General features: G+C 61.3%; 20 protein-coding genes. 8 read left to right on the top strand and 12 right to left on the bottom strand.

From position 1 onward, the window contains the following. Positions 1 to 155 precede the first annotated feature (155 nt). Genes ACQ4WM_RS22260 through ssuE form a run of 5 tightly spaced genes read right to left on the bottom strand, consistent with a single transcriptional unit; the run spans position 156 to position 4,660 of the window. On the bottom strand, positions 156 to 1,013 hold the full coding sequence (locus ACQ4WM_RS22260) for an ATP-binding cassette domain-containing protein (RefSeq protein WP_436548836.1): 858 nt from the start codon (positions 1,011 to 1,013) through the stop codon (positions 156 to 158). Between the two features lie 12 nt (positions 1,014 to 1,025). Beyond that, complete coding sequence (ssuC, locus tag ACQ4WM_RS22265; RefSeq protein WP_436548837.1) at positions 1,026 to 1,826, bottom strand: aliphatic sulfonate ABC transporter permease SsuC; 801 nt, start codon at positions 1,824 to 1,826, stop codon at positions 1,026 to 1,028. A gap of 1 nt (position 1,827) precedes the next feature. Then, positions 1,828 to 2,988, bottom strand: a complete 1,161-nt coding sequence (ssuD, locus tag ACQ4WM_RS22270) for an FMNH2-dependent alkanesulfonate monooxygenase (protein ID WP_436548838.1) — start codon at positions 2,986 to 2,988, stop codon at positions 1,828 to 1,830. A 22-nt stretch (positions 2,989 to 3,010) separates the two neighbouring features. Further along, positions 3,011 to 4,003, bottom strand: coding sequence for a sulfonate ABC transporter substrate-binding protein (locus tag ACQ4WM_RS22275; protein ID WP_436548839.1), 993 nt, complete (start codon positions 4,001 to 4,003; stop codon positions 3,011 to 3,013). Between the two features lie 30 nt (positions 4,004 to 4,033). Further along, positions 4,034 to 4,660 (bottom strand): NADPH-dependent FMN reductase, encoded by a 627-nt coding sequence (ssuE, locus tag ACQ4WM_RS22280; protein ID WP_436548840.1) that lies wholly within the window; start codon positions 4,658 to 4,660, stop codon positions 4,034 to 4,036. A 254-nt stretch (positions 4,661 to 4,914) separates the two neighbouring features. Between ssuE and ACQ4WM_RS22285 the strand changes: the two genes are divergently transcribed. From ACQ4WM_RS22285 to ACQ4WM_RS22295, 3 genes are read left to right on the top strand one after another with little or no spacing between them, the layout of a single operon-like run. Next, positions 4,915 to 6,123, top strand: a complete 1,209-nt coding sequence (locus ACQ4WM_RS22285; protein ID WP_436548841.1) for an acyl-CoA dehydrogenase family protein — start codon at positions 4,915 to 4,917, stop codon at positions 6,121 to 6,123. 28 nt (positions 6,124 to 6,151) lie between these two features. Further along, a complete protein-coding gene (locus tag ACQ4WM_RS22290; RefSeq protein ID WP_436548842.1) occupies positions 6,152 to 6,979 on the top strand; it encodes a MetQ/NlpA family ABC transporter substrate-binding protein in 828 nt (275 codons plus the stop codon). Continuing rightward, positions 6,979 to 8,367 (top strand): LLM class flavin-dependent oxidoreductase, encoded by a 1,389-nt coding sequence (locus tag ACQ4WM_RS22295; RefSeq protein WP_436548843.1) that lies wholly within the window; start codon positions 6,979 to 6,981, stop codon positions 8,365 to 8,367. The genes ACQ4WM_RS22290 and ACQ4WM_RS22295 overlap by 1 nt, the downstream gene beginning before the upstream one ends. Before the next feature lie 200 nt (positions 8,368 to 8,567). Here the strand turns inward: ACQ4WM_RS22295 and ACQ4WM_RS22300 are convergent, their stop codons facing one another. From ACQ4WM_RS22300 to ACQ4WM_RS22310, 3 genes are all read right to left on the bottom strand, one after another. Next, positions 8,568 to 9,587, bottom strand: a complete 1,020-nt coding sequence (locus ACQ4WM_RS22300; protein WP_436548844.1) for a hypothetical protein — start codon at positions 9,585 to 9,587, stop codon at positions 8,568 to 8,570. 157 nt (positions 9,588 to 9,744) lie between these two features. Continuing rightward, entirely contained in the window at positions 9,745 to 9,984 is a 240-nt protein-coding gene (locus ACQ4WM_RS22305; RefSeq protein ID WP_436548845.1) for a hypothetical protein, read from the bottom strand. Positions 9,985 to 10,579: 595 nt separating this feature from the next. Further along, positions 10,580 to 10,852, bottom strand: a complete 273-nt coding sequence (locus tag ACQ4WM_RS22310; RefSeq protein WP_436548846.1) for a hypothetical protein — start codon at positions 10,850 to 10,852, stop codon at positions 10,580 to 10,582. Positions 10,853 to 11,066: 214 nt separating this feature from the next. Between ACQ4WM_RS22310 and bla the strand changes: the two genes are divergently transcribed. Further along, positions 11,067 to 11,909, top strand: coding sequence for a subclass B3 metallo-beta-lactamase (gene bla / locus ACQ4WM_RS22315; protein ID WP_436548847.1), 843 nt, complete (start codon positions 11,067 to 11,069; stop codon positions 11,907 to 11,909). 75 nt (positions 11,910 to 11,984) lie between these two features. Next, positions 11,985 to 12,458, top strand: coding sequence for an META domain-containing protein (locus ACQ4WM_RS22320; RefSeq protein ID WP_436548848.1), 474 nt, complete (start codon positions 11,985 to 11,987; stop codon positions 12,456 to 12,458). 74 nt (positions 12,459 to 12,532) lie between these two features. Here ACQ4WM_RS22320 and epsC read toward each other — a convergent pair whose 3' ends face one another. Continuing rightward, positions 12,533 to 13,504 carry a serine O-acetyltransferase EpsC gene (gene epsC, locus ACQ4WM_RS22325; protein WP_436548849.1) on the bottom strand — a complete coding sequence of 324 codons (972 nt, stop codon included), beginning with the start codon at positions 13,502 to 13,504 and terminating at the stop codon, positions 12,533 to 12,535. Between the two features lie 191 nt (positions 13,505 to 13,695). On the opposite strand from epsC, the gene ACQ4WM_RS22330 reads away from it, so the two are divergent. After that, positions 13,696 to 14,877 (top strand): multidrug effflux MFS transporter, encoded by a 1,182-nt coding sequence (locus ACQ4WM_RS22330; protein ID WP_436548850.1) that lies wholly within the window; start codon positions 13,696 to 13,698, stop codon positions 14,875 to 14,877. A 72-nt stretch (positions 14,878 to 14,949) separates the two neighbouring features. On the opposite strand, the gene ACQ4WM_RS22335 is transcribed toward ACQ4WM_RS22330, so the two are convergent. Then, the gene (locus tag ACQ4WM_RS22335) at positions 14,950 to 15,234 is read right to left on the bottom strand and encodes a hypothetical protein (RefSeq protein ID WP_436548851.1); all 285 of its coding nucleotides are present in this window, start codon (positions 15,232 to 15,234) and stop codon (positions 14,950 to 14,952) included. A 79-nt stretch (positions 15,235 to 15,313) separates the two neighbouring features. Then, positions 15,314 to 15,754: a carboxymuconolactone decarboxylase family protein gene (locus tag ACQ4WM_RS22340; protein ID WP_436548852.1), complete on the bottom strand. Its 441-nt coding sequence runs from the start codon at positions 15,752 to 15,754 to the stop codon at positions 15,314 to 15,316. Positions 15,755 to 15,848: 94 nt separating this feature from the next. Between ACQ4WM_RS22340 and pdxR the strand changes: the two genes are divergently transcribed. After that, positions 15,849 to 17,300, top strand: a complete 1,452-nt coding sequence (gene pdxR / locus ACQ4WM_RS22345) for a MocR-like pyridoxine biosynthesis transcription factor PdxR (RefSeq protein WP_436548853.1) — start codon at positions 15,849 to 15,851, stop codon at positions 17,298 to 17,300. Here the strand turns inward: pdxR and ACQ4WM_RS22350 are convergent, their stop codons facing one another. Continuing rightward, positions 17,301 to 17,888, bottom strand: a complete 588-nt coding sequence (locus ACQ4WM_RS22350; protein WP_436548854.1) for a DUF1287 domain-containing protein — start codon at positions 17,886 to 17,888, stop codon at positions 17,301 to 17,303. A gap of 152 nt (positions 17,889 to 18,040) precedes the next feature. Here ACQ4WM_RS22350 and ACQ4WM_RS22355 point away from each other — a divergent pair, with 152 nt between their 5' ends. Then, positions 18,041 to 18,532: a hypothetical protein gene (locus tag ACQ4WM_RS22355; protein WP_436548855.1), complete on the top strand. Its 492-nt coding sequence runs from the start codon at positions 18,041 to 18,043 to the stop codon at positions 18,530 to 18,532. Position 18,533: the final 1 nt, after the last annotated feature.

The raw sequence follows: 18,533 nt of genomic DNA on the forward strand, positions 1-18,533 counted from the left end.
TAGGTCAGCGGCAAGTAAAAAGGCAGTAGAGTCCATAACTGCCCGAAAGTTAACATTATTTGCCGCTGTTTACAATCTGTCTTGAATCGAAAGGCTTAACTTAACGGCATTAGGGTCAGACCCGGCGGGTCTGACCCCGGAATCTGGCTTTCGGGTTAATTATGCGGCTCACTTAAGGGCACCGGGGTCTTCGCCAGCGCCTGTGGCCGCAGCACCCGCCCAAGAATAGCCTGCTCCAGTGCCGCAAATGCCGCACTGCCCCGTTGACGGGGGCGCGGCAAATCAACCTGCACGTCCAGCGTAATCTGACCATCTTCAATCAGCAGCACCCTGTCAGCCAGCGCCACCGCCTCGGCCACGTCGTGCGTCACCAGCACGGCCGTAAAGCCGCGCGCCAGCCACAATGACTCGATCAGCTGCTGCATCTCGATGCGGGTCAGCGCATCGAGTGCCCCCAGCGGTTCGTCCAGCAGCAGCAGTTGCGGCTCATGCACCAGCGCACGCGCCAGCGCCACGCGCTGTTTCTGGCCGCCCGACAGGGCCGCCGGCCATTCGTCGGCACGCTCGGCCAGGCCCACCGTCCACAGCGAGGCGGCAGCAGCGCCCACGCCACGCGGCAAACCGAGGGCCACGTTTTCCAGTACGGTTTTCCACGGCAGCAGCCGCGCTTCCTGGAACATGATGCGGATATCGGGTGCGGTTTTCCCCGATCCGACCGTGATGGTGCCCTGATCGATGCTTTCCAGGCCGGCGATCGAGCGCAGCAAGGTACTCTTGCCGCAGCCACTGCGCCCGACGATGGCGACGAATTCACCGGCGCCCAGTTTCAGGTCGACGTTTTTCAGCACCGGGCGCGTGGTGTAGGACTTGCTCAGATTATCGAGCGACAGCGGCACGCCGCTACGTTCAAGCGGCGCCAGTGGCGCCACCCTGGCGCGCACGGGAGGAACAGCGTCGTCCTGTGCGTAGTGGGCAAACAAATCCGTTTCAATCTGGATTGGCGCTAACAGCATAATGATTCCTTCTTATCGGTAGGCTGGATTCCAGCGCAGGCAATGACGTTCCAGCTTGCGCGAGAACAGGTCGGCGGCCTTGCCCAGCAAGGCGTACAGCAGGATGCCGACCAGGACGACGTCGGTTTGCAGGAATTCACGCGCATTCATGGTCATGTAGCCGATGCCGGCCTGCGCCGAGATGGTTTCGGCGACGATCAGCAGCACCCAGACCAGGCCCAGCGAAAAGCGCACGCCGACCAGAATCGACGGCATGGCGGCCGGCAGGATCACGTCGCGGTACAACGGCCAGCCCGACAAGCCATAGCTCCTGGCCATTTCGATCAGGCCCTGGTCGGCCGAGCGGATGCCGTGGAAGGTGTTCAGATATACCGGAAAGAACACGCCAACGGCCAGCAGGAACAGCTTGGCCGTTTCGTCGATGCCGAACCACAGGATCACCAGCGGTATCAGGGCCAGCGCCGGGATATTGCGCACCATCTGCAAGGTGGTGTCGAGCAGCGTTTCGGCATGGCGAAAGCTGCCCGTCAACAGACCCAGCAACAGGCCCAGGCCGGCGCCCACGCCAAAACCGACGCTGGCCCGCCACAAACTGGTTTTCAGATGCAGCCACAATTCACCCGAAACGGCCAGCGTCCAGAAGGCTTTTGCCACTGCCCACGGCTCGGGCAGGATACGGCTCGACAGCCAGCCCAGCTGCGAAGCCAATTGCCAGCCCAGCAGCAGCACCACCGGCAAGGCCCACGGTGCCAGGTTGTCGCGCCATGGAGTGGGCGCGCCCTTGTCCTTGCTCCTGATGGTCGCCGCCGCCATCTCAGGCCGCCTTTTTCTGGCTTGCCGCCGGCACGATATTGCTGGCCATGACTTCGCCGAACGGGCCGGAAAGGGACTGCTCGCCGATGGCCTTGCCCTTGCCCAGCAGCGGGAACACCAGTTCGGCAAAGCGGTATGATTCTTCCAGGTGCGGATAGCCCGAGAAAATAAAGGTGTCGATGCCCAGGTCGGCGTACTCCTTGATGCGTGCCACCACCGTTTCGGCGTCGCCCACCAGGGCCGTGCCGGCGCCGCCGCGCACCAGGCCCACGCCGGCCCACAGGTTCGGCGACACTTCGAGCTTGTCACGGTTGCCGCCATGCAGGGCCGCCATGCGCTGTTGGCCAACCGAATCCATTTTCGAAAACGCCGCCTGCGCCTTGGCGATGACCTCGTCGTCCAGGTGGCTGATCAGTTCATCGGCCGCGCGCCAGGCCAGTTCGCTGGTTTCGCGCACGATCACGTGCAGGCGGATGCCGAAGCGCACAGTTCGCCCGTGGCGGGCAGCGCGCGCGCGTATGTCGGCGATCTTTTCGGCCACCGCAGCCGGCGGCTCGCCCCAGGTCAGGTAGACGTCCATCTGCTCGGCTGCCAGCTCGTGCGCAGGTTCGGACGAGCCGCCGAAATACAGCGGCGGATACGGTTTTTGCACCGGCGGATACAGGGTCCTGGAACCCTTGACCTGGATATGCTTGCCCTCGAAATCGTAGCCAGCCGCACCACCCTCGCCGGCCAGGGTGGCGCGCCAGACCTTGATGAATTCGTCCGAGATTTCATAGCGCCTGGCATGGTCGGCGAACAGGCCGTCCGCTTCCAGTTCGCCCTGGTCGCCGCCGGTGACCACATTGATCAACAGGCGACCATTCGACAAACGATCAAAAGTAGAGGCCATGCGCACGGCCAGGCCCGGTGTCGACAGGCCGGGGCGTACGGCGACCAGGAATTTGAGCTTTTGCGTCACGCTGATCAGCGAAGACGCCACCACCCATGCGTCTTCGCAGGAGCGGCCGGTCGGCAGCAGCACGCCGTCATAGCCCAGCGTATCGGCGGCCACCGCCACCTGGCGCAGGTAGTCGGCATCGACGGCGCGCGCGCCTTGCGAAGTACCCAGGTAGCGGCTGTCGCCGTGGGTAGGAATGAACCAGAAAATATTCAATGACATGGTGTGCTCTATCTGTGTTGGTTTATTTGTTGGCGACTTGCCTGGCCGGCAGCAGCGCGTCCTTGACAACGATCGGTTTGGGGATCAGCTTCAGGTTGGAAAACGCGTCGGCCACCTTTTGCTGGGCCGCGATCACGTCGACCGACACCGGCTTGACGCCGTAGGCATAGCGCGAGGCGGCCAGCGCCACGACATCCTTGCTCAAGCCCGTCTGGGCCGACAGAATGGTCGCCACTTCGTCCGGGTTGTTGCGGCCCCAGTCATCGACCTTGGCCACTTCGTCCAGCACGATGCGCAGGATCTCGGGATTTTTTTCAGCATAGGTGCGCGAAGCCAGGTAGAACTGGTAGTTCGCCACCAGGCCCTTGCCGTCGGCCAGCACGCGCGCACCAATCTGTTTTTCGGCGGCCGCCAGGAACGGGTCCCATATGACCCAGGCGTCGACGCTGCCGCGCTCGAAAGCGGCGCGCGCATCGGCCGGCGGCAGGAATACGGGCTGGATATCGGCGTAGGCCACGCCGGCCTTTTCCAACGCTTTCAGCAGCAGGTAATGCACGTTCGAGCCCTTGTTCAGGGCGATTTTCTTGCCCTTCAAATCGGCCAGGGTACGCAAGGAGGACCCCTTCGGCACGACGATCGCTTCGCTGGCCGGCGACGGTGGTTCATTGCCTACGTAGACCAGATTGGCGCCGGCCGCCTGCGCGAAGATCGGCGGCGCTTCGCCGACGGTGCCGAAGTCGATACTGCCCACGTTCAGGCCTTCGAGCAGCACCGGGCCGGCCGGAAATTCTGTCCATTTCACGCCCACGTCCTGCTCGGCCAGGCGCTTTTCAAGGGTGCCGCGGCCTTTCAGCAGGGTCAAGGTGCCGTATTTCTGGTAACCGATACGCACCTCGGCCCTGGCTTGCGCCTGCACCATGGCTGGCATGCCGGCCGCCATGACACCGGCAACGGTGGCAAACAGCAAGCCCACGGTAGTGCGGCGGGATAGGCGTTTCTTCTGGCGATCGGTCATGGCGGTTTCCTGTGAATTGAAAATGGTGTATCAGGCGGTTTGCAAAGAGGGTGTGTACGGTTGCTGCTGCAGCGAGCGCCCGTGTGCTGGGGCTACATCGTTGACTGCAAGCGGCAGGCGCGCGCCCTGCAGGATGAACAGGCCGGCCGACACTTCGGCAATACCGGCCTGCACCCGCAGTTCGATAGCCGCGTCCAGGCTCAGGCCACGCTCTTCATGCCAGTCCAGCTGCTGCGCATTGGCGTAGATACTGGTAAACACCTGCTTGGCGCCCAGCGCGTGCAGCACCGGCCGCAGCGCATAGTCGAGCGCCAGGGTGTGGGCGTGGCCGCCACCGGTGGCCAGCGGCAGCACCAGCTTGCCGGCCAGGCCGTCCTGCGGCAGCAGGTCAAGGAAGGCTTTCAGCAGGCCCGTGTACGACGCCTTGTAAATAGGGGTGGCGATCACGATGGCGTCCGCTTCGGCCACAGCGCGCACGGCGCTGGCGATCTCAAGATCGCTGTAGTCGGCCTGCAGCAGCGCACGCGCCGGCAGGTCGCGTACATCGAGCTTGCGATAGCTGTGGCCATGCAGCGCCAGCTGTTCGCCGATATGCAGCAGCAGGCGGCTGGAGCTGGAAGGTATGTGCGGGCTGCCGCCCAGTAAAAGGATACTCATGTGATGTCCGTCCCCTGAAGGTTGTCGATAGGCGTTGCTGGATATGTGTGCAGCCTATCGCCATCAACGAGCGGATAAAACGAATGCTTTCGCGCTTCGATATGTGTTTTCCGACTAAAGCGCCACCACGCCCCGGAGCACTTCTGCAATCATCCAGATCATATTTTTTTGCATATCCATGCGCGCTTTTCTTCGTGTACGGCGCTTCAATTCCGATGCAATACTGGCTGCATCGATTTTCTGAAATGACTGCCATGACCGCTGCTTTTATCTACGCCACCGCGCCGCAAGCGCCTGTCTCGCCACCTGACGCCATCGCCGTCGCCACTGCGCTTGCCGCACGCCTGGCCGACACCGCCACCGTCCGCGACCAGGCCGGCGGCCATGCGGCCGAAGAGCGTGAATGGATACGCGAATCGGGCCTCTTGACCCTGTCGATTCCCCGGCAGTTCGGCGGCCAGGGGGCTTCCTGGTCGCTGGTGTACCAGGTGATCCGCATCCTGGCACGCGCCGACAGCGCACTGGCCCATGTCTTCGGTTTTCACCATTTACAGCTGGCGGGATTGCAGCTGTATGGCAACGCGCAGCAGCAGCGCCGTTTGCTGACACTGACGGTGGAAGAGCGCCTGTTCTGGGGCAATGCCCTCAATCCGCTCGACAAAAGAGTCACCGCCACCGACAGCGGCGACGGCTTTATTCTCGATGGCATCAAGAGTTTTTCGTCCGGCTCGGTAGGCTCGGACTGGCTGACGGTATCGGCCTGGCATGCACCCACGCACACGGCGCTGATCGCCGCCCTGCCCACGCGCCAGCAAGGCATCACCGTGCAGCCGGACTGGGGCGCATTCGGCCAGCGCCAGACCGACAGCGGCAACGTGCATTTCGACAAGGTGACCCTGCCGGCGGAGCTGGTGCTGCAGGCGCCCGCGCAAGCGGCCACGCCACAGGCCACCGTGCGCTCGCAGATCGCGCAACTGATCATGAGCAATCTCTACCTGGGCATCGCCGAAGGCGCTTTCGAGGCGGCCCGCAGCTATACCAGCGAACAGGCCAAAGCCTGGTTTGCCTCCGGCGTGGCGCAAGCGGCGGACGATCCATTGGTCCAGCACCGCTACGGCCAGCTATGGCTGCTGCTGCGCCCCGCGCAAGTGCTGGCTGACCTGGCCGCCCGGGAACTCGACACGGTGTTCGGCAAGGGTGCCCTGGTGACGGCGCAGGAACGCGGCCAGCTGGCCATCGCCGTGGCCGAAGCTAAAGTTTTGTCGCACAAGGCGGGCCTGGAAATCAGCAGCCAGATGTTCGAACTGACAGGCGCCCGCTCGACCTCGACCCGCTATGGTTTTGACCGCTACTGGCGCAACGTGCGCGTGCACACGCTGCACGACCCGGTCGACTACAAGCTGCGCGACCTGGGGCGTTATGCGCTATCGGGGACCGTACCCGAGCCGACGGCCTATTCCTGACACCCTTCCAACACACGGAGACACCGCCATGACCCTGACCCGCCGCACCCTTGTTCTCAGCGCATTGAGCCTCGCCCTGGCGACCAGCCTGGCCCACGCCAAAGACCCGAAAGACATCACCATCGGCGCCAGCGCCGGTCCGTATGCGGACCAGATCAAGCTGGGCATCAAGCCGATCCTGGAAAAGCAGGGCTACAAGGTCAGGCTGGTCGAGTTCAACGACTATATCCAGCCTAACTTCGCGCTGGCCGAAGGTTCGCTGGACGCGAATGCCTTCCAGCATATCGTCTACCTGAAAAAGTTCGCGCTCGAACACAAGCTGGCCCTGACGGACCTGGTGCAGGTGCCGACGGCGCCGATCGCCCTGTACAGCAAGAAGCACAAGTCGCTGTCTGAAGTAAAGGAAGGCTCGACCGTCGGCCTGCCGAACGATCCGACCAACCAGGCGCGCGCGCTGGTGCTGCTCGACCAACTGGGCTGGGTCAAGCTGCGCGACAATATCGACCCGGTGCGCGCCTCCGAAAAGGATATCGCCGTGAACATCAAGAAAATCAAAATATTGCCGCTGGAAGCGGCGCAGCTGCCACGCTCGCTGGGCGACACCGACTACTCCTTCATCAACGGCAATTTCGCGCTGGCCTCGGGACTGAAGCTGACGGAAGCGCTGCTGGCCGAGAAAATCCCGCCCAACTACATCAACCTGGTGGCCGTGCGCACCGCCGACAAGGACAAGCAGTTCGCAAAAGACCTGGCGGCCGCTTACCGCTCGCGTGAATTCCTCGACATCACCAACCAGCACTTTGCCGGCTATGTCAAACCGGACTACCAGCAGGCGCTGCAAACGGCATCGAAATAATGAGCAAAACCATCCGCTTCAACGCCTTCCAGATGAACACCGTCGGCCACCAGTCGCCGGGGCTGTGGACCCATGCGCGCGACCGCAGCCACCGCTACACCGACCCCGCCCACTGGACCGAACTGGCGCAGCTGCTGGAAAAAGGTCTGTTCGACGCGGTGTTCCTGGCTGACGTGCTCGGCGTGTACGACGTCTACCAGGGCAGCCTCGATGCGGCGCTGACGCACGGCGTGCAAGTGCCACTGAACGACCCGCTGGCGCTGGTGCCGCTGATGGCGCAGGCTACCACCCACCTCGGTTTCGGCGTCACCTGTGCCCTCACCTACGAGCATCCATATACGTTCGCGCGGCGCATTTCCACGCTCGATCATCTGACCGGCGGGCGCATCGGCTGGAATATCGTCACCGGGTATCTGGACAGTGCGGCGCGCAACCTGGGGCTGGACCAGCAGTTAGGGCATGACGAGCGCTATGACCTGGCCGACGAATATCTCGACGTGGTCTACAAGCTATGGGAAAAAAGCTGGGATGACGATGCGGTGGTCAACGACAAGGCGCGCGGCATCTATGCCGAGCCCACGCGCGTGCATGCCATCAACCACGTGGGCCGCCATTACAAGGTACCCGGCATCCACCTGTGCGAACCGTCGCCGCAGCGCACGCCGCTGCTGTACCAGGCCGGCACGTCGCCGCGCGGCACGCGCTTTGCGGCGCGCCATGCGGAAGCGACTTTTGTCAGTGGTCCCAGCAAGACGTTGGTGAAACGCTATGCGGACGACTTGCGCGCCGCCGTGCGCCAAGCCGGCCGCGATGGCGACAGCCTGGTCATCTATGCGCAGGCGCTGATCATCACGGCCGCCACCGAAGCCGAGGCCCGTGCCAAGCACGACGACTACGTCAAACATATCGATATCGAAGCGGCGCTGGTGCTGCTGTCGGGCTGGACCGGCGTGGACTTCTCACGCTACCCACTGGACGCTACCATCGACTATATCGATTCGGAAGCGGGCCGTTCGGCGCTGGCCTCGTTCAGCCAGGCCGACCCTGGCCGGACCTGGACCGTGCGCGAGGCGGCGCAGTATATCGGCTTGGGTGGCCGCGGCCCGGTAATTGTCGGCGACGCGCGGCAGGTGGCCGATCAGCTGGAAAGCTGGATGATTGATACCGGCATCGACGGCTTCAACCTGGCTTTTGCCGTCGCCCACGACAGCATGGCCGATGTGGTTGAACATATCGTGCCCGAACTGCAGCGGCGCGGCCGCTACCGCACGCAGTACGACGAGGGCAGCTTGCGCCACAAGGTTTTCGGCAACGGCGCGCGCCTGCCGGCAAGCCACGCAGGGCGGCAAGTGAGTATCACAAGCAACGCCGCCGCGCTGGCGGCTTGACTATACACATCCACTCCATCGCCAGCGCTCAGCCGGGGGCTGCCATCACATCAGTGTTGAGGAAGGACTGCTTCCGCCCCGAAGCGGACTTTGGAATTTCTCAACGCTTGAGATGGAAGTGCCTTCGATCCAAGACTTACCCAACCGTCGAAGCCGCGTTTGCAGGACAATGACAAAAATGCGGATCTCAACCTGCATACCTATTTAGCTTCCTGCTCCGCAGTTGGAAACTTTAGACGTGAAGCGTCAACGATGAGCTCGTACTGGACAGGACACACTGGTTTGGGCTCTACTTGCACCAACATCATCGGTGGAAAATCAGGCAAGGTCGCATCAATACAGCCGACTAACATCGTTTCTGCGAATTCAACTAAGGCCTCTACGATAATCGGCATCTCCTCAGCAATAGAAGTGGGCCTTTGTCCGTCCAAATACCACAAAGGAACATGTACTTCATTGGTCGGTAGTAGCTCAAAATTCTTAATTACGAGCTTTGCTCCCTTAGTTGTGGTCCCATGTTCTTGCCCGTTTCGAAACTCGATAATCCTTCTGATTATATCGGCTCTCTCTTTGAACCAGACGACCATTCGGTGTTCGTTGCCAAGACGGGGTACCAATTCCTTGTCGAGAAGATAGTCGAGTGAACTATGAGTTTGCTTCGTGCCCCAAAAGTGAACAGGAATTTGGCAAACCTCAGTAATGATTCGCCGAGCGGAGATAAGGAAATTCGTGACCGTTGATTCGATTTCGGGAACGACAGGGAAGTTTGCGTACGCTCGGGTGCCGCCTCCTTGAACTGTATTCGCAAACACCTCAGCTTGCTCTTTCTCAGCTTCAATGTAAGTGGCCGAGGAGTGGCTGCATTGCAGAAGATTGTTCTTGATCTTATGCATTAGCAGAAGCACGTTTCTTATCTTCTCAGGATCGCTTAACGGAATACGGCTTTTCAGCATGTCATATGCCATGATAAGTGTCCTTGCCACTATGGGAGAAGACGATCCAACATCTGCAATCTTTGCTGTAACCCACATTGCATGCGGATTTGCTCTTGCGGGATCTACTGATTCGGGACTCTGAACTTTAAACGTCTCTTCCTCAGTGAACATCTCGGCAAACTCCCCAAGTGGAATCATTCGCTGAATCGTCCCTTCTTTTTTAGAGGGCAATTCAAATGAGGCGGCGCCATCCCGTGGATACATTGGAACTCGGTTCTTGGTCATATAGACAATTCGAAATTAACGCAAAGTTATCTGAGCATAATCGCTAGCGATTATGCCATGCTGGCACGCCTATCAATTGGTATCAAAAACCCGATGAAGAGGAGTTTGATGAACGACCGCTTTTGGCCGATAGCTGTCACCCCAAAGCAGCCATACCTCATCGCTCTTGATTAGTTTTTTTCTGGAAGCGATCGCCATCCGGATCCAGATCCCGGTGCTCGCGAACAACCGGAAGCTGAAGCTTGAACCAGAGGTGTCCCATCATGTCACCAAGGCCGCGTAAATGCTCAGACCGCTCGTTCTCCGGCAGCGCCCGAATGATGCTATCCGCTTCGTTCATGACCTCGCCTATACGTTTGTAGACAGCCATCAGCGTCTGCGCCGTTTTATGATCCATTTTTTAGCTATTTTCCTAGTAGCCTGATCGGGAACTTACTTGTTCCAACGACCGCTCTTGTCCGAAAACGGACGCCAGGCAAGCTACATATCCTGCTTGGCTAAAGAGGCGCGCACGTTATGGGGCATGCGAAGCTGACACTGCTGGGGAGTTGTTGTTCACGCCATTTATAAAACCTTCCGAGAAATCGTCCCATGCGCCGGAGACAAGCCACAGACATGCTGCGAAGGTAAGTAGTTTTCGATTATTTTTCCTGAAACCGAAAACGAGCAGGGCAGCACCTGCGACAAAGAATAGGGGAGCAACAATATACATTCAGAGCCTTCGATTAATTATATTGCTAATTTTTACAAACAGGTAGACGCAATGCGATACCGTCACGTCATGCCCTAGGGGCTCGTCGTTATGAAAAGCAATAGAGAGTAACAAATTGCCAAGGGGGAAAAATCACACCTTGTCACGTTGGCGCGAATGGCTGCTTCTGGCCGAACCTGGCCGTTCGACCCAGCATAGCAGCTTGCAAGGTGAAAATCCGGTGGCTGCATCGTCAAGCTGAATTCGCCCCAATGCAGGCGTTGGAAAGTTGGGCGACGGTTTAATTATTGAGCTTGTATACTCGTTCGACCTCTGCAGGGGACAGGTTCGCCAAGCTCGCTTCAATAATTTCAGGAGCGACACCGAGTGGAAAAAACATGGTGATAATTTCTCCCCCCGGTCGCTCCTTGCTGATTCGATACTCGTATGCCAAATCGCATTCTTCGCCAAGGAAGTCTTCAATGAAGTCGAAAAGTTCATAATCCTCGACGACAATAACGCACCTGTTTCCTTCGTCCAGCCCAACGCTGATATATGGAAGAATTTGCTTCATGGAAAGTCCTCTTGGTACTCAATCCTTGGTGTGACGCGCAAGCCGGCCAGGCGCTGAATGCCAGTGCCCGGCGGCGGCCTCCAATTGCTGGCAAGACCCGGGCCGAAGCATGAAGCTGCAAGACCTGCTTGCCAATGTATAACACACCACCGCATTTGCGCAGCGCCCCGTTCCATGTCAGCATGGGCTACCCTGGCCACTGACAAGGACCGCAATGCCCCCTCTCCTTCCCCGCGTACTTGCCGTGCTGCTGGCCGCGCCGCTGCTGGCACAGGCGCAAAACCCGGCGCCGTTCCGCCTGTTTGCCAACACCTATTATGTGGGCACACAGGACGCCAGCTCGGTGCTGATCACGTCAAGCGAAGGCCATGTGCTGATCGACGCCGGCCTGCCTGACTCAAGCAGCACCATTATCGCCAATATCGCCACGCTGGGCTTTCGCATCGAGGACGTGAGGATGATCATGAATTCGCATGGCCATGCCGAGCATGCGGGCGGCCTGGCCGAACTGCAGCGGCGCAGCGATGCGCTGGTCTACGCCAGCCCGTCGTCGGCGCTGGACCTGGCGGCTGGCGAAGTGGGGCCGGACGATCCGCAATACCATGCGGCCGCCAAATTTCCACCCGTGACCGACATGCGTCTGGCGCGCGATGGCAGCCATTACACGCTCGGCCCAATCAAGCTCACCGCCCACGCTACTGCCGGCCATACGCCGGGCGGCATGTCGTGGAGCTGGCAATCGTGCGAGGCCGGCCGCTGCCTGGAGATGGTGTATGCGGACAGCCTGGAAGCCGTATCGCGCCCCGGCTTCAAATTCAGCGCCAGCTGCGAATATCCGAACGTACTGGACGACTTCTCGCATAGTTTTGCGCTGCTGGAAAAGCTGCCCTGCGATGTGCTGGTGTCGGCGCATCCGCAGGCATCAATGCTGTGGCAAAGGCTGGCGGCCAGCGCCGACAAAGGGGTTGACGCGTTTGTCGATGCTGGCGCCTGCCGCGCTTATGCCGCCGCCGCGCGCAACGCGCTGGCCACTCGCCTGGACAGTGAAAAACCGTAAATGCACTGGCATGCGTACGCGCCTGCCCGGCACACTTCTGCTAATCTGCCGCCATTGTTTACGATAAGGACCGCCATGTTGACATTTTCCCGCACCCTGCCCGTGCTTGCCGCCACGCTGCTGATCGCCGGCTGCGCGCAAAACCCGCCCGCCAGCCAGGCCAGCAGCGCGCCTGCCGCCAGCGCACCGGCCAAACCCGCGCCGCCACTGGCCGGCACCACCTGGAAACTCAAGCAGCTCAATGGCCAGGCAGTGAAACGCACGCTGCCGCGCCAGCGCGACGTGACTATCGTCTTCAACGACGGCCGTGTCAGCGGCTATAGCGGCTGCAACCAGATGATGGGCGCCTACGGCACCAACGGCAGCAGCACTTTGACGTTCTCGCAGTTCGCCGGCACCATGATGGCTTGCGAAAAAGACGACATGGACCTGGAGAAGCGGCTGCTGAAAAGCCTGGGCACAGTCAATGGCTATCGCTTTGACGGCCAGCAGTTGCTGCTGCTGAAGGATGGCGTGGCGGTGGCGCGCTATGAGGCGATGGCGCGCTAAACGCAACGCAAATCCGTTGGAAAACTGTACGCAACGGCAGGCTGGGGTCAGACCCGGCGGGTCTGACCCCGGTATTAATCATGTCGGCTGTGTGCCTGCGACACATTGCTGTTCGCCGGCACGCTGTGCGTCAGCCACACATTGCCGCCCACCGTCGACCCTGCGCCGATCGTGATGCGCCCCAGCACCGTGGCGCCGGCGTAGATCACCACGTCATCTTCGACGATGGGGTGGCGCGGCGTACCCTTGATCAGCACGCCCGATGCGTCGGCAGGAAAGCGTTTGGCGCCCAGGGTGACGGCCTGGTACAGGCGCACGCGCTCGCCGATAACGGCGGTCTCGCCGATCACCACGCCGGTGCCATGGTCGATAAAGAAGCTTGCGCCGATCTGCGCGCCAGGGTGGATGTCGATGCCGGTCAGGGTATGGGCGATGTCGGCCACCAGCCGCGCCAGGAACGGTGAGCCGAGCGTGTGCAGCCGGTGCGCCAGGCGGTGGTACAAAATGGCAATGGTACCGGGATAGCACAGCATGATTTCGGCCACGGAAGTGGCCGCCGGGTCGCCAGCGTAGGCAGCCTGCACGTCGGATACCAGCAGTGCACGAATCTCGGGCAGGCTGGCAGCAAACGCGCGCGTGATGTCGCGCGCTTTTGATGCCAGCGCGTCGTCGCTGGCGTCAAGGTGCACGTCGCCAGGCACCACGGAAAACAGCAGGCCACGCCGCACTTGCTCGCTCAGGCGGTTGAGGGTGGTGTTGAGCGTGTCGCCGACAAAATAATCGATGCTTTCATCGGTCAGATTGGGGCGCCCGTAATGGGTGGGAAACAGCGCTGCCGACAGACCGTTGACGATGGTGGTCAACGCCGCGCGCGACGGCAGTTCGCGCACGCGGCCATTGTGGCGGATCTTGTGCTTTTCTTCGCGCGACAAGCGCAGCGCCGCAATCACGGGTCCGAGATTCCACTGGACCGTGTCGTCAACGCTGGCCCCAGTATCGGCTGCGGTATCGACTGCGGTATCGGCCAAAATATCAATGCTGTGCATGGCTGTTCATTCCAAGGAAAACGGCGCGCACGCCGGGTCGCCCAAGCTTAGCGGCTGCTGCCTGCCAAACCAAGGAAGCAAATCATGCATCGATATGCGAAAAACAGATATCGACAGGCTAACCAGCGCACCCACCAACAACATCGTGTCCGCTGGCGTAAAATGGCGGACTGACAAAATCACTGTAGAACATGACTAAATTATTAACCTGGATACTGGCGGGCCTGGCGATGGTCGGACCGCTGGCCATTGATACCTATCTGCCGTCTTTCCCCGCCATCGTCACCGATTTTAACGCCAGCCCCCTGCTGGTGCAGCAGACCCTGAGCTTTTTCCTGTTTTGCTTTGCCTTCATGATGCTGTTCTACGGCACCTTGTCGGACTCGTTCGGCCGCCGCCCGGTGATCCTGGTCTCGCTGGTGCTGTATGTGATCGCCTCGGTCGGCGCCGCGCTGGCGCCGTCGCTGGCTTGGCTGCTGGCCTGGCGCGTACTGCAAGGGCTGTCGGCCGGCGCCGGTTCCGTGATCGGGCGCGCCATCGTGCAGGACCGCTACTCGGGCGCCGAAGCACAAAAAATCCTCTCGCACATCATGATGGTGTTTGCACTGGCGCCGGCGATTGCACCGGTGCTGGGCGGCTGGCTGCAGGTGGGCCTGGGCTGGCGGGCGATCTTCTGGTTCCTGACTGCCTTCGGTGTGCTGATGTTTGTTGTCGTCTGGCGCGCGCTGCCGGAAAGCCTGCCGAAACAACAGCGCCACGCTTTTCACCTGGGCAGCATCGCCGTCAATTACTGGAAGGTACTGTGCCACCGCCAGTTCCTGCTGCTGTCTACCGCCATCGGCGCGGCCTTCGGCGGCTTCGCCCTGTATATCGGATCGGCCGCCTACTTCATTATCAATATCCTGCACCTGCCTGAAACGGCGTTTGCCTGGCTGTTCATTCCTTTGATCAGTGGCATGGTGTTCGGTTCTGCGCTGTCGAGCAAGATTGCTCATCGCTACAGCCAGCGCCAGATGGTGTGGGCCGGCTTTGCCCTGATGCTGGTGGCGGCCGCCGTCAATATCGTCTACAACTACTTCTTTGCTGCCGAAGTGCCGTGGGCCGTGCTGCCGCTGTTCTTCTACTCGTTCGCGCTGTCGCTGGCGATGCCGCCGATGACCCTGATGGCGCTGAATCACTTCCCCAACAACAGCGGCCTGGCGTCGTCGATGCAGTCATTTATCCAGATGCTGCTGTTCGCGCTGGTATCCGGACTGGTCGCACCGCTGCTGTTCGACAGCGCACTCAATCTCGCGTATGGCGTGATGGGTGGGCTGGTGGTAGCGCTGATTTGCTGGGTGCTGGCGCAGGGAAAAGCTGACGCGAAAGTATAAGTAAAAACCCAGCGGCAAAGATCGGGGTCGGACCCTGCAGGGTCCGACCCCAGCCCTTCGATGAGGGTTTCCTCAAGGCCAAGGCGCAGGCGTGACGTCGCGGTACTGCGCGCCGCCATCCTCCGGCTCGGCTTCAGACTGTTGCGCGGGCTGGTTCAAGGGCCCGGCCGGCGAGCGCAGGCCGAGGATTTCCTTGCGCGACTCGACGAAGTCGGCCGAGCTCAATGGATGCTGCTGGTCAGGCCAGTGGCCCACCGCCCAGTCTTGCAGGGCTTCAAAACGGCGCCATAGTTCGGCGATGAATTCGCGGCGTGCTTCTTCCTGCTGCTGCGGCGTTTGGTCGGCGTGTGCTTCCATGACTGCTCCTGGCTGGTAAATCGTGGGATGAGCTTAAGCAGCGCCAGTAAGGTCGTCTGTACGCAAACGAACGTTAGCCTCAGACAGGCATCTTGCCAAAACCTACCGCCAGCCGGTTCCAGGTATTGATGGTGCCGATGGCGAGTGTCACGTTGACCATCTCGGCCGGCGTCAGTTCGGCTGCCAGCGCTGCATAGGCGTCGTCCGACGGATGGGCTTGCGCCATCAGCGTCAGCGCTTCGGTCCAGGCCAGTACCGCCCGTTCGCGCGCGGTAAAGAACGGCGTTTCGCGCCAGACGGAAACCGCATACAAACGGCGCTCGGTTTCGCCGGCCTTGCGCGCGTCGCTGGTATGCTTGTCGACGCAAAACGCGCAGCCATTGATCTGCGAGGCGCGCAGGCGTATCAGTTCCATCAGCGAATGTTCAATGCCCAGCCCGGCGATGGCCGCTTCCAGCGCGCGCATGGCCTTGACGGCGTCGGGCGAAGCTTGCAGGAAGTCGATACGTTGCTGTGTCATGATGATGCTCCTTGTGAAAAAAGATGCATCATTGTAGAAGCGCGGCGGTGGGCTGCGGCAGGCCAATATCAACAGAAAACAGCAGACCATCACCATGGAATTACATATCAGCCTGGAAGGCAGGCGCGACCTGGGCGGCCAGTTATACCGCCAGTTGAGCGAGGCAATACGCAGCGGGCGCTTGCCCGATGGCCAGCAGTTGCCGCCTTCGCGCCTGCTGGCCAGCCAGCTGGGGCTGTCGCGCAAGACCGTATCGGACGTGTATGACAAGCTCGGTTACGAGCAACTGCTGGTGGGCAAGGTCGGCGTCGGCAGCTTTGTGCAAACGCCGCAAACCAAACCGCAGCTCCGCCCTGGCGACGCCCTGCTTGCCAGCAGCGCTCGCCTGGCGCGCTGGGAAGCCCTGGCACCGCCGCTGGCGCACGGACCGCGCAGCGAACTTGCGCGCTACGCCTTTATCGGCGGGCGCGTGACGCCCGCCCTGTTTCCGCACGACGAATGGCGGCGCTGCGTGCAGACGGCATTGCGCCAGGAACGCGGCGAGCGCGGCAACTACGCGCCGGTGGCAGGGCTGCTTGCGCTGCGCACGGCGATCGCCGGCCACGCCGCCTTCACCCGCGGCATCGTGTGCACGCCCGAACAGATCGTCGTCACGAATGGCGCGCAGCAAGCCTTGTCGCTGCTGGCGCACACCCTGCTGGAACCGGGCGATGTGGTGGTGGTGGAAGAGCCTGGCTACCCGATGGCGCGCCAGTTGTTCGAGGCCATGGGTGCGCACGTGGTGGGCGTGGCAGTGGACGAGCAAGGCATGGTCGTGGCGCAGATACCCGATGGTACGCGGCTGATCTATGCCACGCCGACCCACCAGTTCCCGCTGGGCATGCCGATGAACACGGCGCGCCGCCAAACACTGCTGGAGCGCGCGGGCCAGTTGGGCGCGATTATTATCGAAGACGATTATGACAGCGCCTTCCGCTACGAAGGCCGGCCCACGGACGCGCTGCAAAGCATGGACCGCCACGGCCTGGTGGCCCATGTGGGCAGTTTTTCCAAGACCATGCTGCCGGAATTACGCATGGGTTATGTAGTGATGCCCGCTGCGCTGGTGCGCGCTGTGCAGGCCGTCAAGCACCTGACGGACTGGCATGCGCCCACCTTGATGCAGCTGGCGCTGGCACGCTTTATTGACGATGGCCACTTGCTGCGCCATATACGCCGCTGCCATGACGTGTATGCGGGCAGGCGCGAGCGGCTGCGGCACTGGTTCGATGGCCCGCTGGCCCCGTGGTTTGCGCTGGTGCCGGCGACGGCTGGCTTTCACGCAGCAGCGCTGGTGCATGACCATGTGCCCCTTGATGTAGCGCAATTGCTGCGTATCGCACGCCGGGCCGACGTGGGGCTGCAGTCGATCGCGCCGTTTTATCACGGCGCGCCGAACCGGAAGGGGCTCTTGCTGGGCTTTGGCGCCATCGATACGCTCGATATCGACGCGGCGCTCGGCATACTGCTGGGCATCTTGCAGGATATGCAGCCCCTGCCAGCCTGATTATTTGCCCTGCCAGCGGTAATGCCCGGTAACGCGATAGGCAAACAGGATGTTTTCTTCGCGCGCGCCGGCGCCGATATTATGAATGATCAGGGGCACGCCGCCAGCGGCCTGCCGGTCGCTGACGATGCCGATATGGGTAAGATTGCCCGGCAACATCCAGGTGACAATATCGCCCGGCTTGTAGCTGGCGCCATCCTGGCTGACCGGCAAGCTGCTGCCGTGGCGACCGAAAAACGTCGCCAGATTCGGCACGCGGCGATGGTCGATATTGCGGTCCGGCGCCTTCATCTGCCAGCGCCCCTTCTTCTGGTAGAGATCCCACGCCTGCCTCATGTCCTGGTGCACCAGCACCTGCAAGTCGGCCCCCAGCTTGCGGTAGGCGCGCACCACTACGTCGGTGCACACCCCACTGTCGAGCGGCACGTCGCCACCCGGATACGACAGGCGCACGTAGCGGGGATCGTAAGACAGGGTCACGCCGACCTGGCTGCGGGCGGCGGCGACCAGATCGGTGGCAGCAGTGCTTGCCTGCACGCCGGCGGACAGCAGCGCCAGCAAGATCGTGGATAACAGTTTGACGAGCATGAAAGGTGACATGAAAGGTGGCATGAAAGGTGCCTGGACGTTGAAGGAAACATGCGGACTGTACACTATCGGCCTGCCTTGCGGCGCACTGCGCCACAGGCGCCTGGGCTATACTTCCGGCCTTCACTCCCTACCAGAAAGCCTTGCTCACCATGTCCACAGCGGCCGAATTTTTCCACACGATACTGCGCGCAGCGATCGATGAAATCAAGTCCCGCAATATCGCGGTGTACACGTTTGCGTTTTACCATGACCATGCATCGCGCGCCGTGTCGGTATGCGTCGATACGAAAGCGAGCTCGCAACGCGCAGTGCAGGAATCGAACACGGTCAGCCTTGAGTATTTCCTGGAAGCGCTGGCCGACGGTGACCTCAAGGAAGCGAGCCAGTGGCCGGCCAATGGCGGCAGGAGTCTGACGCTGGGCGACTTCGCCCTGGTCAATATCGCGCGGCAGGAAATCGGCGAGCTGCGTGTCAACAAGCAGTTTCATCTGCAGATGCTGAAGGCGGTGATGGCGTTCCAGGATGAGATTGCCACCCTGTCGCCGGAACCGGCCGAGCTGCTGCTCACCTGCTCGGGTGTGGACGAAGAAGTGGAGTATGTCTGGTCGCTGCCGCCGGCTGGCCAGCAATCACCGGCATAGC

This window comes from Janthinobacterium longum (assembly GCF_051380735.1).
Taxonomy (GTDB): Bacteria; Pseudomonadota; Gammaproteobacteria; order Burkholderiales; family Burkholderiaceae_D; genus Janthinobacterium.

Bases quoted from the DNA above. Each gene is read 5' to 3' on its own strand.
- ACQ4WM_RS22260 (WP_436548836.1), bottom strand. From the start codon at position 1,013: ATGCTGTTAGCGCCAATCCAGATTGAAACGGATTTGTTTGCCCACTAC.
- ssuC (WP_436548837.1), bottom strand. From the start codon at position 1,826: ATGGCGGCGGCGACCATCAGGAGCAAGGACAAGGGCGCGCCCACTCCA.
- ssuD (WP_436548838.1), bottom strand. From the start codon at position 2,988: ATGTCATTGAATATTTTCTGGTTCATTCCTACCCACGGCGACAGCCGC.
- ACQ4WM_RS22275 (WP_436548839.1), bottom strand. From the start codon at position 4,003: ATGACCGATCGCCAGAAGAAACGCCTATCCCGCCGCACTACCGTGGGC.
- ssuE (WP_436548840.1), bottom strand. From the start codon at position 4,660: ATGAGTATCCTTTTACTGGGCGGCAGCCCGCACATACCTTCCAGCTCC.
- ACQ4WM_RS22285 (WP_436548841.1), top strand. From the start codon at position 4,915: ATGACCGCTGCTTTTATCTACGCCACCGCGCCGCAAGCGCCTGTCTCG.
- ACQ4WM_RS22290 (WP_436548842.1), top strand. From the start codon at position 6,152: ATGACCCTGACCCGCCGCACCCTTGTTCTCAGCGCATTGAGCCTCGCC.
- ACQ4WM_RS22295 (WP_436548843.1), top strand. From the start codon at position 6,979: ATGAGCAAAACCATCCGCTTCAACGCCTTCCAGATGAACACCGTCGGC.
- ACQ4WM_RS22300 (WP_436548844.1), bottom strand. From the start codon at position 9,587: ATGACCAAGAACCGAGTTCCAATGTATCCACGGGATGGCGCCGCCTCA.
- ACQ4WM_RS22305 (WP_436548845.1), bottom strand. From the start codon at position 9,984: ATGGATCATAAAACGGCGCAGACGCTGATGGCTGTCTACAAACGTATA.
- ACQ4WM_RS22310 (WP_436548846.1), bottom strand. From the start codon at position 10,852: ATGAAGCAAATTCTTCCATATATCAGCGTTGGGCTGGACGAAGGAAAC.
- bla (WP_436548847.1), top strand. From the start codon at position 11,067: ATGCCCCCTCTCCTTCCCCGCGTACTTGCCGTGCTGCTGGCCGCGCCG.
- ACQ4WM_RS22320 (WP_436548848.1), top strand. From the start codon at position 11,985: ATGTTGACATTTTCCCGCACCCTGCCCGTGCTTGCCGCCACGCTGCTG.
- epsC (WP_436548849.1), bottom strand. From the start codon at position 13,504: ATGCACAGCATTGATATTTTGGCCGATACCGCAGTCGATACCGCAGCC.
- ACQ4WM_RS22330 (WP_436548850.1), top strand. From the start codon at position 13,696: ATGACTAAATTATTAACCTGGATACTGGCGGGCCTGGCGATGGTCGGA.
- ACQ4WM_RS22335 (WP_436548851.1), bottom strand. From the start codon at position 15,234: ATGGAAGCACACGCCGACCAAACGCCGCAGCAGCAGGAAGAAGCACGC.
- ACQ4WM_RS22340 (WP_436548852.1), bottom strand. From the start codon at position 15,754: ATGACACAGCAACGTATCGACTTCCTGCAAGCTTCGCCCGACGCCGTC.
- pdxR (WP_436548853.1), top strand. From the start codon at position 15,849: ATGGAATTACATATCAGCCTGGAAGGCAGGCGCGACCTGGGCGGCCAG.
- ACQ4WM_RS22350 (WP_436548854.1), bottom strand. From the start codon at position 17,888: ATGCTCGTCAAACTGTTATCCACGATCTTGCTGGCGCTGCTGTCCGCC.
- ACQ4WM_RS22355 (WP_436548855.1), top strand. From the start codon at position 18,041: ATGTCCACAGCGGCCGAATTTTTCCACACGATACTGCGCGCAGCGATC.